Annotated in this window: 13 protein-coding genes; 4 read left to right on the top strand and 9 right to left on the bottom strand. The window is 66.0% G+C overall.

Annotated elements, in window-relative coordinates; all coding sequences use genetic code 11:
• Nucleotides 1-82: 82 nt before the first annotated feature.
• Together BRAO375_RS22745 and BRAO375_RS22740 are read right to left on the bottom strand one after the other, a co-directional pair.
• Nucleotides 83-1,306, bottom strand: coding sequence for an ABC transporter substrate-binding protein (locus BRAO375_RS22745; protein ID WP_009029798.1), 1,224 nt, complete (start codon nucleotides 1,304-1,306; stop codon nucleotides 83-85).
• Complete coding sequence (locus BRAO375_RS22740; RefSeq protein WP_009029797.1) at nucleotides 1,303-2,127, bottom strand: GntR family transcriptional regulator; 825 nt, start codon at nucleotides 2,125-2,127, stop codon at nucleotides 1,303-1,305. Before BRAO375_RS22740 ends, BRAO375_RS22745 begins: the two co-directional genes overlap by 4 nt.
• Before the next feature lie 176 nt (nucleotides 2,128-2,303).
• On the opposite strand from BRAO375_RS22740, the gene BRAO375_RS22735 reads away from it, so the two are divergent.
• The 3 genes from BRAO375_RS22735 to leuD are packed head-to-tail and all read left to right on the top strand — an operon-like array spanning nucleotide 2,304 to nucleotide 6,354.
• Nucleotides 2,304-4,277, top strand: coding sequence for an oxidoreductase (locus BRAO375_RS22735; RefSeq protein ID WP_064742418.1), 1,974 nt, complete (start codon nucleotides 2,304-2,306; stop codon nucleotides 4,275-4,277).
• A gap of 41 nt (nucleotides 4,278-4,318) precedes the next feature.
• Nucleotides 4,319-5,737 (top strand): 3-isopropylmalate dehydratase large subunit, encoded by a 1,419-nt coding sequence (gene leuC / locus BRAO375_RS22730; protein WP_009029795.1) that lies wholly within the window; start codon nucleotides 4,319-4,321, stop codon nucleotides 5,735-5,737.
• On the top strand, nucleotides 5,734-6,354 hold the full coding sequence (leuD, locus tag BRAO375_RS22725; RefSeq protein ID WP_009029794.1) for a 3-isopropylmalate dehydratase small subunit: 621 nt from the start codon (nucleotides 5,734-5,736) through the stop codon (nucleotides 6,352-6,354). The genes leuC and leuD overlap by 4 nt, the downstream gene beginning before the upstream one ends.
• Nucleotides 6,355-6,539: 185 nt before the next feature.
• Here the strand turns inward: leuD and BRAO375_RS22720 are convergent, their stop codons facing one another.
• Complete coding sequence (locus tag BRAO375_RS22720) at nucleotides 6,540-7,040, bottom strand: ferritin-like domain-containing protein (protein WP_009029793.1); 501 nt, start codon at nucleotides 7,038-7,040, stop codon at nucleotides 6,540-6,542.
• A 177-nt stretch (nucleotides 7,041-7,217) separates the two neighbouring features.
• On the opposite strand from BRAO375_RS22720, the gene BRAO375_RS38180 reads away from it, so the two are divergent.
• A complete protein-coding gene (locus tag BRAO375_RS38180; RefSeq protein WP_009029792.1) occupies nucleotides 7,218-7,376 on the top strand; it encodes a hypothetical protein in 159 nt (52 codons plus the stop codon).
• 466 nt (nucleotides 7,377-7,842) lie between these two features.
• Here the strand turns inward: BRAO375_RS38180 and BRAO375_RS22710 are convergent, their stop codons facing one another.
• From BRAO375_RS22710 to BRAO375_RS22685, 6 genes are all read right to left on the bottom strand, one after another.
• Nucleotides 7,843-9,231, bottom strand: coding sequence for a M20/M25/M40 family metallo-hydrolase (locus BRAO375_RS22710; protein WP_009029791.1), 1,389 nt, complete (start codon nucleotides 9,229-9,231; stop codon nucleotides 7,843-7,845).
• 123 nt (nucleotides 9,232-9,354) lie between these two features.
• Nucleotides 9,355-9,702, bottom strand: coding sequence for a RidA family protein (locus tag BRAO375_RS22705; RefSeq protein WP_035641677.1), 348 nt, complete (start codon nucleotides 9,700-9,702; stop codon nucleotides 9,355-9,357).
• Between the two features lie 7 nt (nucleotides 9,703-9,709).
• The gene (locus tag BRAO375_RS22700; RefSeq protein WP_009029789.1) at nucleotides 9,710-10,843 is read right to left on the bottom strand and encodes an NAD(P)/FAD-dependent oxidoreductase; all 1,134 of its coding nucleotides are present in this window, start codon (nucleotides 10,841-10,843) and stop codon (nucleotides 9,710-9,712) included.
• Nucleotides 10,840-12,243: an NAD(P)/FAD-dependent oxidoreductase gene (locus BRAO375_RS22695; protein ID WP_009029788.1), complete on the bottom strand. Its 1,404-nt coding sequence runs from the start codon at nucleotides 12,241-12,243 to the stop codon at nucleotides 10,840-10,842. Before BRAO375_RS22695 ends, BRAO375_RS22700 begins: the two co-directional genes overlap by 4 nt.
• Nucleotides 12,240-12,536, bottom strand: coding sequence for a (2Fe-2S)-binding protein (locus BRAO375_RS22690; protein WP_035641683.1), 297 nt, complete (start codon nucleotides 12,534-12,536; stop codon nucleotides 12,240-12,242). The genes BRAO375_RS22695 and BRAO375_RS22690 overlap by 4 nt, the downstream gene beginning before the upstream one ends.
• Before the next feature lie 31 nt (nucleotides 12,537-12,567).
• Entirely contained in the window at nucleotides 12,568-13,707 is a 1,140-nt protein-coding gene (locus BRAO375_RS22685) for an NAD(P)/FAD-dependent oxidoreductase (protein WP_009029786.1), read from the bottom strand.
• Between the last annotated feature and the right edge of the window lies 1 nt (nucleotide 13,708).

Below are 13,708 nucleotides of genomic sequence, written 5' to 3'. Positions count from 1 at the left end.
ATGGCGAGCGCTCGATCTCAGCTGCGAAGCACGGCTGCAATCACGCGCCGGCAGGTTATTCTTTCAGCGTGTCCCCTCCCGATCACCCGTTGATCGGGAACACCGGCTTGGCGTCGGCGTATTCCGCGGGGTAGATCACCTTGATGTCCTTGCCCTGGACCTGCGTGTTCAGCGGAAGTGCGCTGGTGTTCTGGCCCTTGGCGTCGAACTTGGTCTTGCCGTAGGGCATGATGCCGCTGTCGAACTCGTTCGCTGCCAGGGCCTCGATGATCTTGGCGCGGTCGGCGCTGCCGGCCTTCTCGACGGCCTGGGCGAACACCTTCACCAGCGAGTAGTTGATCGGCGTGTTGTAGGCGTAGAACTTGCCGGCGGCGGTCACGGTCTCGCGCAGCTTGGCCGTGATCGGGCTCTTGGGATCGCCCCAATGGTTGCAGTCCATCACGCCCTGGGCGGCTTCCGGGAACTCGTTCACGAAACGATAGCTCGAGGCGGCGCCGCCGAACACGGCGTAGATGCCCTTCGGTCGCACGCGCTGCTGCTGCAGCGTGCGGGCCATCAGCACGAACTCGTTGAAATAGTGCGACGGCACGATCAAATCGGGATTGAGCGCGCGCAGCCGCAGCACGACGTTGGTCATGTCGCGCGCAGGCGTCGGATGCGCGATCGTCTCGACGATCTGGAAGCCGAGCGGCGGCAGCTTCTCCTGCATGATCTTGGCGAGACCCGAGCCAAACAGGCCGTCCTCGTGGACGATCGCCACCGTCTTGATTGGCTTGCCGGAGTCGTCGTTGAGCTTCACCAGGTTCTTGAGGGCGACCGCGGTCGCCATGCTGAAGTTCGGATTGAAGCGGAAGGTGTTCTTCAGGCCGCGCTCGGTGATGGTATCGGCCACCGCGCAGTCGACGACGAACGGCAGATCGTAGCGCGACGCCGTCTGCGTCGCGGTCAGCGCGATGCCTGAGGCAAAGCCGCCGAGCACGGCGGCGACGCCGGCCGACTGCAGCTCCTCGGTCGCCTGCGCGCCGGCCTCCGCATTGGAGCGGCTGTCGCCGATCACGAGCTCGAGCTTGGCGCCGCCGAGCGCCTTGATGCCGCCGGCGTCGTTGATCTCCTTGATCGCGAACTCCGCGCCGATCTTGGCGAGATCGCCGTCGAGCGCGAAGGCGCCGGAGATCGGCTGCAGCAGGCCGACCTTCACCGGCGCCGGCTCGGCGCGCAGCAGGCCGGGCGCCGCCAGCATCGAGGTGAGCGCGACACCGCTCTTGAGCACATTGCGGCGTGAGAGTGACTTCGAGCCAAGCGTCATGACTTCCCCACTTTCCTGACTGGCGGCCGCCGGCGCGGCCGTTCTCTGCGGTACACCTCGGCGGTCGGGCTCCAGTGCCGGTGCCCTTCGTCGCCCGTCCGTTCGAGGTTCATCTGCAATGTGTAGCGATCGGGCCGGTAGAGCGCCTGCAGGTGCTCCATCGGCTGGCCGTCCTTGCCGTAGACCGTGCGGCGCAGGGCCACGAGCGGCATGCCGACGTCGATGTCGAGCGCCGCGGCCACATCGGGGCTCGACAGCACGGCGCTGATCTCCTGCCGCGCAGACGCGCTGGTCAGACCGGAGCGCTCGATCAATTCGAGCAGCGGCATGCGCGCGAGATCGTCGCGCGAATAGTTGCGGCCGATGCGCTCGGGAACGTTGGCGATGAGATAGGAAAACGGCACGCCGTCGACGAGACGGACACGCACCGAACGCTGCGAGCGCTCGTCGGGCGCGAGCTGCAAGGCTTCGCGGATCTGGTCGGACGGCGTGACGTAATCGAACGACAGGAGCCGAACGTCCGTCGTGCGGCCCATCTCGATCAGATGCGCGAATACATTGGAAACGTCAGCGAGAACCGTGCGGACCTTGGACGCCGGACGGTGCACGAAGGTGCCGAGCCCGCTCTTCTTCTGGATGAGGTCTTCGCCAGCGAGCAGATCGAGCGCCTGGCGGATTGTGACGCGGGAGACATTGTGCTCCTCGGCCAGCGCGAACTCACCTGGCAGCCGCTCGCCGTCCGCAAGCTCGCCGGAAGCGATCTTGTCCTTCAGCAGCAGGTAGATCCGTCGTGCCTTCAATGGCTCGGACGCGGTGCGCAAGGCGGGAAGTCCCGTGGTGGCAGAGCTATCTTGCTTTCAATACAGTAGGTGTATAGAAAATATGACAGCTTCGGTCAACCAGCTCCAGCGCCCGTTATCGCAGCAAGGATCAAGCCATGGGTGGCTCTCAGGGAGGATCGCGCGATTTGTCGCAGCATCAGCCATATGCAAGGGCGATGAGCCCGCTCGACGTCGGCCCCCTGCGCTTTCGCAACCGCATCTTCGTTCCCGCCCACACCACGAATTTCGGGGAGAACCACCTGCCGAGCGCGCAACACCTCGCCTATCATCGCGCCCGCGCGCGCGGCGGCGTCGGCGCCATCATCTTCGAATCCATCCGCGTGCACGCCAACTCGCTCGGCCGGCCACAAGCGGTGTGCGGCTTCGATCCCGCCTGCATCGATCCGTTCCGCCGCATCGTCGAGGCAGTGAAGGCCGAGGGCGCCTTCATGCTCGGCCAGATCATCCATCTCGGACGACAGGTCGAAGGCGATTTCGAACGCACGGTGTCCTGGGGCGCCTCGCCGATCCCGTGGTCGATCTCGGCGCTGCCGCCGCGACCGATGGACGAGTTCGACATGGAGCAGGTGATCGAAGGGCATCTCGTCACCGCGCGCAATCTCGTTGCCGCCGGCTTCGACGGAGTCGAGTTGCAGATGGCGCATGGGCATCTGCTTCAGCAGTTCATGTCGCCGCTCTCCAACAAGCGGGATGATGAGTATGGCGGCATCCTCGAGAACCGCCTGCGCTTCCCCGCACGCGTGCTCGCGGCGTTGCGCGCTGAGCTGGGCAATAACGTCTGTCTCGGCATCCGCATCAGCGGCGATGAGTACGCCGACGGCGGGCTAGAGATCGACGAGGCCGAACGCATCGTGCCGATGTTGGCGCGGCAGACGCGGATCGATTTCGTGAACGTGTCGCATTCGGCCTATGTCGCGAGCTACTCGCTGGCGACGCAGATGGCCGACATGGCGTTCGATCCTGCGCCGTTCAGGACCCTGCCCGCGCGCATTCGCCGTGAGTTGCGGACGCAGGGATTTGAGACGCCCGTGTTTGCCGTGTGTCGGTTTACAGGGTTGGATGAAGCCGATGCGATGATCGCAGCCGGCCACGCCGACGCCGTCGGCATGGCGCGCGCGCATCTCGCCGAACCGGCGATCGTGCGGAAATCGATCGAGGGACGAACGCACGAGATCCGCAGCTGCATCGGCTGCAACCAGGGCTGCGCCGGCATGCTCGAGCGGAACCTGCCGATCCGCTGCCTGATCAATCCAATCGCCGGATTGGAAGCGACATTCGAGGAGCCGGAGATGCTGCCGCGCGCGGCGCGCCAGCGCGTTCTCGTCATCGGCGGCGGTCCCGCTGGATTGGAGGCTGCGCGCGTCGCTGCTGCACTCGGCCACGACGTGACGCTGTGGGAGCGCAGCGATCAGCTCGGCGGGCAGCTGCGCACGGCATGGCTGATGCCGAAGCGCGCGAATTTCAAGGCATTCGTCGAATTCCAGGCCGCGGCGCTGACGCATCTCGGGGTGACGATCGTCTTCAACAAGAACGCAGACGCTGCTGAGATCACGGGCTTCGCCGCCGATCGCATCGTGCTGGCGACGGGCTCGACGACGACGGCATTGCCGATTGCGGGCGGCGGGCCCGTGTTCACTCTGCCCGACGCGCTCCATCAGCCGGACCAGCTCGGCGCATCGGTCGCTGTGTTCGACCGCACCGGCGAATGGGCCACCCTTTCGGCGCTGGAGCATTTCGCCGATCTCGGCAAGGCCGTGACGCTGTTCGTTCCGGCGACGAGCTATGCCTGGCGCACCACGATCTATTCGACGCTCGCCAACAGCCGGCGGCTGCGCGAGCGCAAGGTTCGGATCGCAACCTTGCGCGCCGTTCGCTCGTATGACGGCGAGACCCTGGAGGTCGAGGATCTCTCGACCGGCGACATCGAGCGCCTGACCGGGTTCTCCGCGCTGGTCGCCGTCGATCACAACAGCACGGATCAGTCGCTCTATCTCGCCCTGCGGCGTGCCGGATTGCCGGTGATGCAGGTCGGCGACAACAATGCGCCACGTACGGCGCTGGAGGCCGTCTACCAGGGCCACATGGCGGCCCGGGCCCCCTTCCCTGCGACGGCCGGACACACGACATGACCTGGTGCGTCGATGATGCGATCAACTGAGGACGTTCGGGAATGACGGGAACAGGGCAGCCGCGAACGCTGTTCGACAAGGTCTGGGATGCGCATGTGGTGACGCGCCGCGAAGATGGCGCGGAGCTGCTGTTCATCGACCGCCACCTCGTGCACGAGGGCTCGTTCCATGCCTTCAACAAGCTCAAGGAGAAGCGCGCGAAGGTGCGCCGACCGGATCTGACGATCGGCGTCGCCGATCACTACGTGCCGACCCGCACCCGCATCCTGAGCGAGATCGCGCCTGAGGTCGCCGGCATGATCCGGCAGCTCGACGACAATTGCCGCGCCAACGGCATTCGCATCTTCGGCTTCGACGATCCGCGCCAGGGCATCGTGCACGTCGTCGGCCCCGAGCAGGGGCTGACTTTGCCCGGCCTCACGATGGTCTGCGGCGACAGCCACACCTCGACGCATGGTGCGTTCGGCGCGCTGGCCTTCGGCATCGGCGCCTCCGAGGTGGCGCACGTCCTGCTGACGCAGAGCCTGTGGCAGAAGAAGCCGAAGCGCATGCGTATCACGGTCGACGGCGACACCGCGCCGGGCATCACCGCCAAGGACATCGCGCTCTCGATCATCGCCGCGATTGGCGCCGACGGCGCGCAGGGGCATGCGATCGAATATGCGGGAAGGGCGATCCGCGCTTTGTCGATGGAAGGTCGGCTGACGCTCTGCAACCTCTCGATCGAGAGCGGCGCGCGCTGCGGCATGATTGCGCCGGATGAGACCACCTTCGCCTATGTGACGGGACGGCCATTCGCGCCCGGAGGCGATGTGCTCGATCGCGCCATCGCGGCGTGGCGAGAGCTCGCAAGCGACGCCGACGCGGCGTTCGATCGCGCGATCCTGATCGATGGCAGGGATATCGCGCCAACCGTGACCTGGGGCATCAGCCCGGAGGATGCGCTGCCGATCACAGCTTCGGTGCCCGATCCCGCTGCAACAGACGACGCTTCGCGCGCGAGCCATATCCGCGAGGCGATCGACTACATGGGGCTGAGACCGGGCCAGGCGCTCGAGACCATCCAGATCGACCGCGTCTTCATCGGCTCCTGCACCAACAGCCGCATCGAGGATCTGCGCGCGGCCGCCAGCGTTCTCGCCGGCCGCAAGGCGCGCGTCCCCGGCCTGGTGTCGCCCGGCTCGCACCTCGTCAAGCAGCAGGCCGAGCAGGAAGGCCTCGACCGCATCTTCATCGACGCCGGTCTCGACTGGGTCGGCGCGGGCTGCTCGATGTGCGTCGGCATGAACGGCGACCTGGTGCCTGCGGGCGAGCGCTGCGCCTCGACCACCAACCGCAACTTCAAGGGCCGCCAGGGACCCGGCGCGCGCACGCATCTGATGTCGCCGGCGATGGCCGCGGCCGCGGCGGTCACCGGCCGTCTGACCGACGTGCGCCCGCTGCTGAGGAGCGATGCATGACCCCGTTCGGCATCCTCACGGCATCAGCCTGCGCGCTGCCGCTCGCCAGCATCGACACCGATCAGTTGATCCCGGCGCGCTTCATGAAGCGTTCGCGTGCCGATGGCTACGGACAGTACCTGCTCCACGATATGCGCTTCGACGAGACCGGCCAGAAGCGGCCCGATTTCCCGCTCAATGCCGCGAGCGCGGCCGACGCCGAGGTGCTGGTCGCACGCCGCAATTTCGGCGCGGGGTCGTCGCGCGAGGCAGCGGTCTATGCGCTGGTCGATTTCGGCTTCCGCTGCGTGATCGCGCCGAGCTTCGGCGACATCTTCGCATCGAATGCCGTGAACAACGGATTGTTGCCGGCGAAAGTGAGCGAGGCCGACGCGGAAGAGATTTTGGCGCTGCTGCAGTCGTCGGCCACGACCATCACGGTCGATCTTCACGACGGTCTGATCCGATTAGGTAACCGCACGTTCACCTTCTCGATCGATCCGATCTGGCGCACCAAGCTGCTGAACGGCTGGGACGACCTCGACCTCACGGCCTCGCTGACCGGAGATATCGCCCGCTTCGAGCAGCAAGATGCCGGCGCCCGGCCCTGGATCCAGCTCCAGGACGGCAGCGATTGACCTGCCCGAGCTCCCAAAGAAAGAAGCCGCCCGCACAGGAGTGCAGGCGGCCCAAGTCCAGGGAGGAAACGCCCCAAGAAGGGCTGGATTTGGTGTACTCGATCAACTGAGTCGCGGGTATCCGGATGATACCGGAGGTTGCGATCCGGTTGACGAGTTCCCGACCCAGCCCGAGATACCGATGATCAGGCCGCCTGCCGCTCCTCGTGCTGGACGAACTGCAGCGTGACCTTCTCGACATTGGAATCGACCCACTCCGCCATCCGCTCCTCCTCCTGCAGCGACTGCTGCAGCGGACCTCGGGCTTCCTCGACGCCGGCGGCCCCGCAGAGCGCCAGCAGCGACTTGTAGGCGGCGATCTCGAAATTCTCGAAGGCGTTGTTGGCGAAGGTGTTCTTCAGGATCTCGTCGCCCGACATCGCGTGTCCCATGGCCATCAGATTGGCCATCCCAGACTGCATCGTATCCTTGAGCGTCGAGCTGCTCTCACCGCAGGCGCTCAGGCACTGCTCCAGCCGCTTCAGCTGCTCGTTGGTTTCCTGCAGATGCGTCTGCAGCTTCGCCTTGACCTCCGGGTAGTCGTCCATCCGCTCGGACTGCCGCTCCATCAGCTCCCGAGCCTGGACTTCCATGGCATGGGCGTTGCGGAGGCCGAGAATGAAGATGTCCCGCGCTTTGTTGCTCATGTCTCGCGTTCCTGTGTGTATCAGGCGAAAGCGCCGTTGATGTCCGCACAACAGGCCGCCGGGGCCGAATGTTCCTAACAGCTCCGCTTCCTCGTTGTCGCACCACATGCGCCCGCTCGAACGGTTGGAACGCCTCACGCGCGGCATCGTTCGCCTCTCACACATGAGGAGGATGTGATGACGGAGCAGCAGAGGCAAGGACAGCAGAGCCTATTCGACAAGGAGCCGGCCGAGGGATCTCGCGAGACCATCGACAAGCAGCTGAAGCAGCAGGAGCAGAAATCGTCCCACGGCACGGCAGACCCGGTCACGGCTCCAAAGGAGCGCGAGTCCTGACCAGGACTGACGCAGCTGGCCATCGCCAGCCGATCACCGCCACATCGTCGGCGTGACGAGGCGAGCTTTCTCACAACGCTCGACATCGTCGTGATCACGATCATCGGTCACGATCGTGCCCCTCGTAGCAGGATCAATCGCGGGGGATCTGTCGAGCGTGATCTCGGGCGCTATCGTGACGGCCGCGGCGCTCTCCGGCTCGCTGTGCGCGCCGGCTGCGATGGAACTCGTCTGTTCACGCGGATTGTCAACGGGGTCGTGCATCTGCCAGCTCCGAGCCCTGAAGCGACGGTACCTAATCCTTATCGAGATTAGACGATATCAACTGCGTTAATCCATGCGCGATGTGGCCGCGCACGATCGATCCGGACCGCCTCGCCAGGGAACGCGGGCTCAATGCCATCGTTTCGTGGCCGCGCGATGACCACATCCGCGGCGCAAAAAATCGTGATGGACGATTTCCGCGCTAGCCACGGTTCGCGCCGACCCGGTCGAGCAGCGCCGCTCCGGTGCGGATGCCGTTGTAGAAGCAATCGATCGTCATGTTCTCATTCGGCGCGTGGTTGGCCTCGTCGGCATTGGCGTAGGGAACGACGAAAGCGGGCACGCCAAGGATCTTGGTGAAGACGTAGTCGGGCAGGCTGCCACCAGTGCAGGGGAATTCGAGCGGCGTCACCCCCTGCGCCAGCGCGATGGCATCGCGGATGATCGCGGCGAATGGCGAATCGAGTGGCACGCGCGACGGCAGCATCCCCCCGCGCGGGATGAACTCGACCTCCGGCGCATGCTTTTTCACATGCGCCTCGACCTTGGCCAGCACGTCACCCGGCGTCATCGCCTCGACCAGGCGGATGTCGCGCTTCACGAACGCCTCGCAAGGAAGGACAGTCTTGCTGCCCGGTCCGCCATAACCGCCATGAAAGCCGTTGATGGTCAGCGTCGGATGGAACATCAGCCTTTCGTAGTAGCCGCGCCCGGCCGGCGCATCGAGCCGACTGAGGCCGAGACTCGCCTTGGCGGCGTCGAGATCGAGCGGCAGGCGCTTCACCGCGGCGACATCCAGCTCGCTTGGCGGTACGATCGCATCGTGCAGGCCCTCGATCGTGATCTCACCCGCGGCATTCTTCATCGTCCCGAGCAGATGCACCAACGTCCAGATCGGATTCGGCACGACGCCGCCGAGATTGCCGGAATGCACGTCACGATTCGCATGCCGGGCGCGCAGCTCGAACGAGCACATGCCCCGCACGCCATAGGTCATCGTCGGACGTCCGGAGGGATGCATCGGGCCATCGGCCGTGACGACGAAATCCGCCTTCAGCCGGTCGCGATGCGCGGCGACGAAGTCGGCGATGCGCGGACTTCCGATCTCCTCCTCGCCCTCGAGCAGGAACGTGACGTTGCAGGGCAGCTCGCCATGCACCCTGAGATGGGATTCGATCGCCATCAGCTGCGCAAAATGCTGGCCCTTGTTGTCGCCGATGCCGCGCGCATAGATCCGGCCGTCGCGGATGGTCGGCTCGAACGGCGGGCTCAGCCACAGATCGAGTGGGTCCGGCGGCTGCACGTCGTAATGGCCATAGAGCAGCACGGTCGGCGCACCGGGTTTCTTGTGCCAGCGCCCCAGCACCATCGGATGGCCCGCCGTCGGCACCGTCTCGGCCTCGAGCCCGATTTCTCGTAGCATCTGCACCAGCAGCGCGGCCACCTCGGTGATGCCGATATTGTGCGCGCTGATCGAGGGATGGCGCACGTAGTCCATCACGCGGGCGAGAAAGTCCTGTTTGTGGCTGTCGATATGAGCGAACACCGCATCCAGGCCGGACGACGGAAATGGGCTGCGCGCATCGTTCATGCGGTCGGCTTCCCCAATCGAGATTGGCGATGAGAGCCGCCATGTTCGGTCGGATTCGCCCGGAAAGCAAATGACGCGCGGAGCCCCGCGCGTCATCAAAAGAGCAATCGTCTGATGCGGTGCTCAGCCCTTGACCGCGGTGATCACGATCTCGATCAGTGCGCCGCCGCCGAGATCGGAGACGCCGACGGTGGCGCGGACCGGCAGATCGTCGCCGAAGAACTCGGTCCAGGCCGCATCCATCTCCTTCTTCTTCGACAGGTCCGTGACGAAGATCTGGCCGGAGACGACGCGCGACTTGTCGGTGCCGGCTTCCTTGAGGAAGCCGGCGATCTTGCCGAGGATGTTGCGGGTCTGCTCGCCCATCGACACCGAGGTATCGTCGGCGATGGTGCCACCGATGAAGACGAAGCCGTTGGCCTCGACGATGCGGTGATGAATGGCTGAGCGGATCTTGCGGGTGATGGTCATGCTGTCCTCATGCTGTTGCTGATGGAGTGGTGTTGCGGAAGCGCTCGATGCTGAGGCCGCCGATGCGGGTCTGTGTGCCGCCATGGACGATCAGCTCGGCCATGACCGCGCCGGCGCCGGGTCCGAGCTGGAAGCCATGCGCCGAGAAGCCGAACTGATGATACAATCCTTCGTGCAGCGCGCTCGGACCGAACACCGGGATGTCGTCGCGCATGCGCGCCTCGATGCCGGCCCAGGCCCGGGTGATGGTGGCGCTGCGCATCACCTCGAACAGCTCCGCGACCGTGCGCGCGCTCTCGGACAGCTTGCGCCAATCGAGCACGGTCTCGTTGCGGTCCTGATCGGGCGTGGCGAGATGTCCGCCGCCGATCAGCACCGTGCCGTTGGGGAACTGCTTGAACGACAGCTTGCGGCCGCGCAGGATCACGACGGGATCGATGAAATGCGCCACCGGCGAGGTGATCATCAGCATCGGCGCGATCGTCTCGACCGGCACCGGCTCGCCGAGCTGCGCCGCGATCCGCCCCGCCCAGGCGCCGGCGGCGTTGACCAGCACAGGCGCCGCGAAGGTCTCCGCGCCGACGTCGACATGCCATAAGCCCTGCTCTTTGCGGACGTTCGTCGCGGCGACGCCCTCGCGGAGGATCGCGCCGAGCTGCTCCGCCTTGCGGCGGAACGCGGTCGTGGTCCGCGCCGGCTGCGCCGCGCCGTCACGGCGCGACACCACCCCGCCCGGACAACTCTCCGCCACCGCCGGCACGAGCCGGCGCAGCTCGGTGCCGTCAATCAGCTCCTCATGGTTGAAGCCCTGCGCGTTGAGATCGGCGACGCGGGCGCGGCAGGCATCGAGCTCGGCATCAGTCTCCGCGACGAGAACCTGGCCATGGCTCTCGAAGCCGCAATCATCATCGACGAGATCGCCGATCGTCTCCCAGATGCCCATCGAGCGGATCGACAGCGGAATCTCCGCGACGTCGCGCGCGAGCTGACGCACGCCGCCGGCATTGACGCCGGAGGCGTGACGCCCCGCATAATCCTTCTCGATCAGCACCGGCTTGAGGCCGGCGAGACAGAGATGCAGCGCCGTCGAGCAGCCGTGGATGCCGCCACCGACAATGATGGCATCCTCTTGCCTGATCATCCGCGCACCACGGCTTTGGTGGCCTCGTCGTCCTTCGGCAGGCTCGCGAGCTCCGACAGCATGATCGGCTTCACCGGCGCGCGCAGCCGATAATAGCCGATCTCCTGAGGGCTCTTGCCGCGCGCCTCCGCCATCAGCTCGGTGACGGTGAGGCCGCACAGCCGGCCCTGGCACGGCCCCATGCCGGTGCGGCGATAGGCCTTGAGCTGGTTCGGCCCAGTCGCGCCGATCGCCACAGAATCGAGCACGTCCTTGGCGGTGATCTCCTCGCAGCGGCAGACGATGGTGTCGCCTTGCGGCATGCGGAACTGCTTTGCGGGCTGGAACAGCACATCAAGAAAGGCGCGGCCGCGCTCGGCGCGCGCCATCTCCGCAGACAGATCGATGATCTCCGCCTGCGGCCGCAGTTCCTTGATAGCGTCGCCTGCCGCGCGTCGGCCGCGCACGACGGCCGCCTGCGCCCCGCCGATGCCGGCGCCGTCGCCAGCAATGGCAATGCCGGGAATGGAGCTGTTGCCGAAAGCGTCCAGAACAGGAGTCCAGCACAGCTGCAGCTCATTCCAACGATGTTCGACACCGGCAGCCATTGCCAGATTGACGTTGGGCACCACGCCTTGGTGCAGCAGCAAGAGCTCTGCGGGCAGCGTCTCGCGCTTGCCGCCGGCGACATAGGTCACGCTCTCGAGCTTGCCGTCGCCTGCGGCAGCCAGTTCGGTGACGCCGCTGATGACGCGCACCTTGGCGCGCACCTCGCGCATCATCGCAAGCCCCTTGCCGAAATAGGGCGAAGTCAGGAATGCAAGCGCATGAGGCAGCGCCGCGATGTAGTTGGCGCGGGGGGTCGTGTCGAGCACGCGATCGATACGGCCGCCGAGGCGCAGGATCTGCGCGGCGAGCAGCCACAGCAGCGGCCCCTGCCCCGCAAGCACCGTCGGGCAGTCCGGCACCAGGCCCGAGGATTTCAGCATCGTCTGCGCCGCGCCGGCCGTCATCACGCCGGGCAAGGTCCAACCCGGAATCGGAAACGGCCGCTCCTGCGCGCCGGTCGCGATGATGACGCGCTTGGCCTTGATGAAGGCCGAGCCGCCGCCCACGGAGACGCCGATCTCGAGATTGCGGTCGAGGCTCCACACCGTGGCGCGGTGAATGATCTCGGCGCCGCTGTCGCGCGCCGCCTTGGCGATCTCGGCACCGGACCAGTAGTCCGCGCCAAGCAGCACCTCGCTCTTCACAGGCGTCGAACTGATCGCGCGCCAGACTTGGCCGCCGGGACCGGCGTTCTCGTCGAGCAGCAGCGTCGAGAGACCGGCATCGGCGGTCATCGTCGTCGCGGCAAGGCCGGCGGGACCGGCGCCGATCACCACGACGTCGTATCGATCATGTTTCGGCGCGGCGCTCATTTGCCGATCTCCCGCTTGCCCTTCTGGATTTCGATCTGCATGCCCTCGGCCACCGGCACGAGGCATCCCTGGCGGTTGCCGACACCATCGATGGTCACAAGGCAATCGAAGCACACGCCCATCATGCAATAAGGCAGCCGCTTCGCGCCGCTCACTGCGGTCGCGCGGCGGACGTCGAGGCCGGAGGCGAGCAGCGCCGCCGACACCGTGTCGCCTTCGCGCGCAGTGATTGCGCGGCCCTCGACATGGATGGTCACCGATGCCCTCGCATCACCCTCTGCTCGTTTGAACATCGTCGTCTCCATGGCGCCTCGCGCCGTCATGTCAGTAGTAGCCACTGCCACCTACTCCTGCCGCATTCTCGAAACGCTTCGCCGTGAACGCGCCGACCAGCTCCGGCTCCAGCGCGCCCTCCTTCACCATGCGCGCAATCTCGAAGGCGTGGTTGGCGGCGAGCGTCACGCCGGAATGGCAGCAGGCGACGAAGGCGCCGGGATGGGTTTGCGATTGCTCGTAGATCGGAAAGCCGTCCTTCGGCATCACGCGGATGCCGCTCCAGCTCCTGACGACGTTAAGCCGCGCCAGATGCGGAAACGTGCGCTGGGCGCGATCGGACATCACGGCATTGATCGGGTGGTTCTGCACGCGATCGTCGAGCTCATCCTCCTTGCTGTCCCCGATCATGACCGTGCCCTCGTCGGTCTGGCGAATCGTGGTCAGCGGATGCGGCAGGAACGGCATGGTGCGCTCGGTCACGACGATCTGTCCGCGGGTCGGGCCCATCGGCGCCGACAGCCCCACCATCGGCGCCAGCGTCTCATTGGCATTGCCCGCCGCGAGCACGACTTTCGCTGCGCGGATCTCGCCCTGCGCCGTCGTGAGCCTGAACTCATCGCCGTCGCGCGTGATCGCGCTCACCGCGCGCTCCGGCAGATAGTCGACGCCGAACCGCTTCATGCCGGCATGCAGCGCCCGAAAGGTGCGCAGCGAATTCACGTGTCCATCATAAGGGCAGAAGCTGCCGCCGGAGACCTCCGGGCCGATCAGCGGCAGCATCTTCTTCACCTCAGTCGCGGACATCATCTCCATCTGATAGTCGGCAGCACCGACCTGGTTGTGCATGCGCGCGACGAGCTGCGTCCGCTGCTCGTACTCGGCCTCGCCCAAAGTAAGATGAAAGCCGCCATTCTGCTGCAGCACCACGTCGAGCCCGGTCTGCGCCTTCAGCTCTTCGGCGAGCTTCGGCCACGCCTTGGAGCCGCGCACAGTCCAGCCGGTATAGGCCGGCATGCCCAAGCCCTTGCTCTGCACCCACACCAACGCGAAATTGGCGCGGGACGCGCGCTTGGCGATGTCGCCCTCATCGAGCACGGCGACGCGCTGGCCGAGCCGGCCCAATCCCCAGGCGATCGCGGAGCCGAGCAGGCCGCCGCCGACGACGGCGACGTCATAGTCTTTCATCATT

The organism is Bradyrhizobium sp. ORS 375 (assembly GCF_000239775.1).
Classification (GTDB): domain Bacteria; phylum Pseudomonadota; class Alphaproteobacteria; order Rhizobiales; family Xanthobacteraceae; genus Bradyrhizobium.
The sequence above is the reverse complement of the archived record's forward strand: the minus strand, read 5'-3'. Positions and strand labels throughout refer to the sequence as shown.

Excerpts from the sequence above, each read along its gene's own strand:
- BRAO375_RS22710 (WP_009029791.1), bottom strand. The coding sequence starts at position 9,231 with ATGAACGATGCGCGCAGCCCATTTCCGTCGTCCGGCCTGGATGCGGTG.
- BRAO375_RS22720 (WP_009029793.1), bottom strand. The coding sequence starts at position 7,040 with ATGAGCAACAAAGCGCGGGACATCTTCATTCTCGGCCTCCGCAACGCC.
- BRAO375_RS22735 (WP_064742418.1), top strand. The coding sequence starts at position 2,304 with ATGAGCCCGCTCGACGTCGGCCCCCTGCGCTTTCGCAACCGCATCTTC.
- leuC (WP_009029795.1), top strand. The coding sequence starts at position 4,319 with ATGACGGGAACAGGGCAGCCGCGAACGCTGTTCGACAAGGTCTGGGAT.
- BRAO375_RS22695 (WP_009029788.1), bottom strand. The coding sequence starts at position 12,243 with ATGAGCGCCGCGCCGAAACATGATCGATACGACGTCGTGGTGATCGGC.
- BRAO375_RS22690 (WP_035641683.1), bottom strand. The coding sequence starts at position 12,536 with ATGTTCAAACGAGCAGAGGGTGATGCGAGGGCATCGGTGACCATCCAT.
- leuD (WP_009029794.1), top strand. The coding sequence starts at position 5,734 with ATGACCCCGTTCGGCATCCTCACGGCATCAGCCTGCGCGCTGCCGCTC.
- BRAO375_RS22685 (WP_009029786.1), bottom strand. The coding sequence starts at position 13,707 with ATGATGAAAGACTATGACGTCGCCGTCGTCGGCGGCGGCCTGCTCGGC.
- BRAO375_RS22700 (WP_009029789.1), bottom strand. The coding sequence starts at position 10,843 with ATGATCAGGCAAGAGGATGCCATCATTGTCGGTGGCGGCATCCACGGC.
- BRAO375_RS22745 (WP_009029798.1), bottom strand. The coding sequence starts at position 1,306 with ATGACGCTTGGCTCGAAGTCACTCTCACGCCGCAATGTGCTCAAGAGC.
- BRAO375_RS38180 (WP_009029792.1), top strand. The coding sequence starts at position 7,218 with ATGACGGAGCAGCAGAGGCAAGGACAGCAGAGCCTATTCGACAAGGAG.
- BRAO375_RS22705 (WP_035641677.1), bottom strand. The coding sequence starts at position 9,702 with ATGACCATCACCCGCAAGATCCGCTCAGCCATTCATCACCGCATCGTC.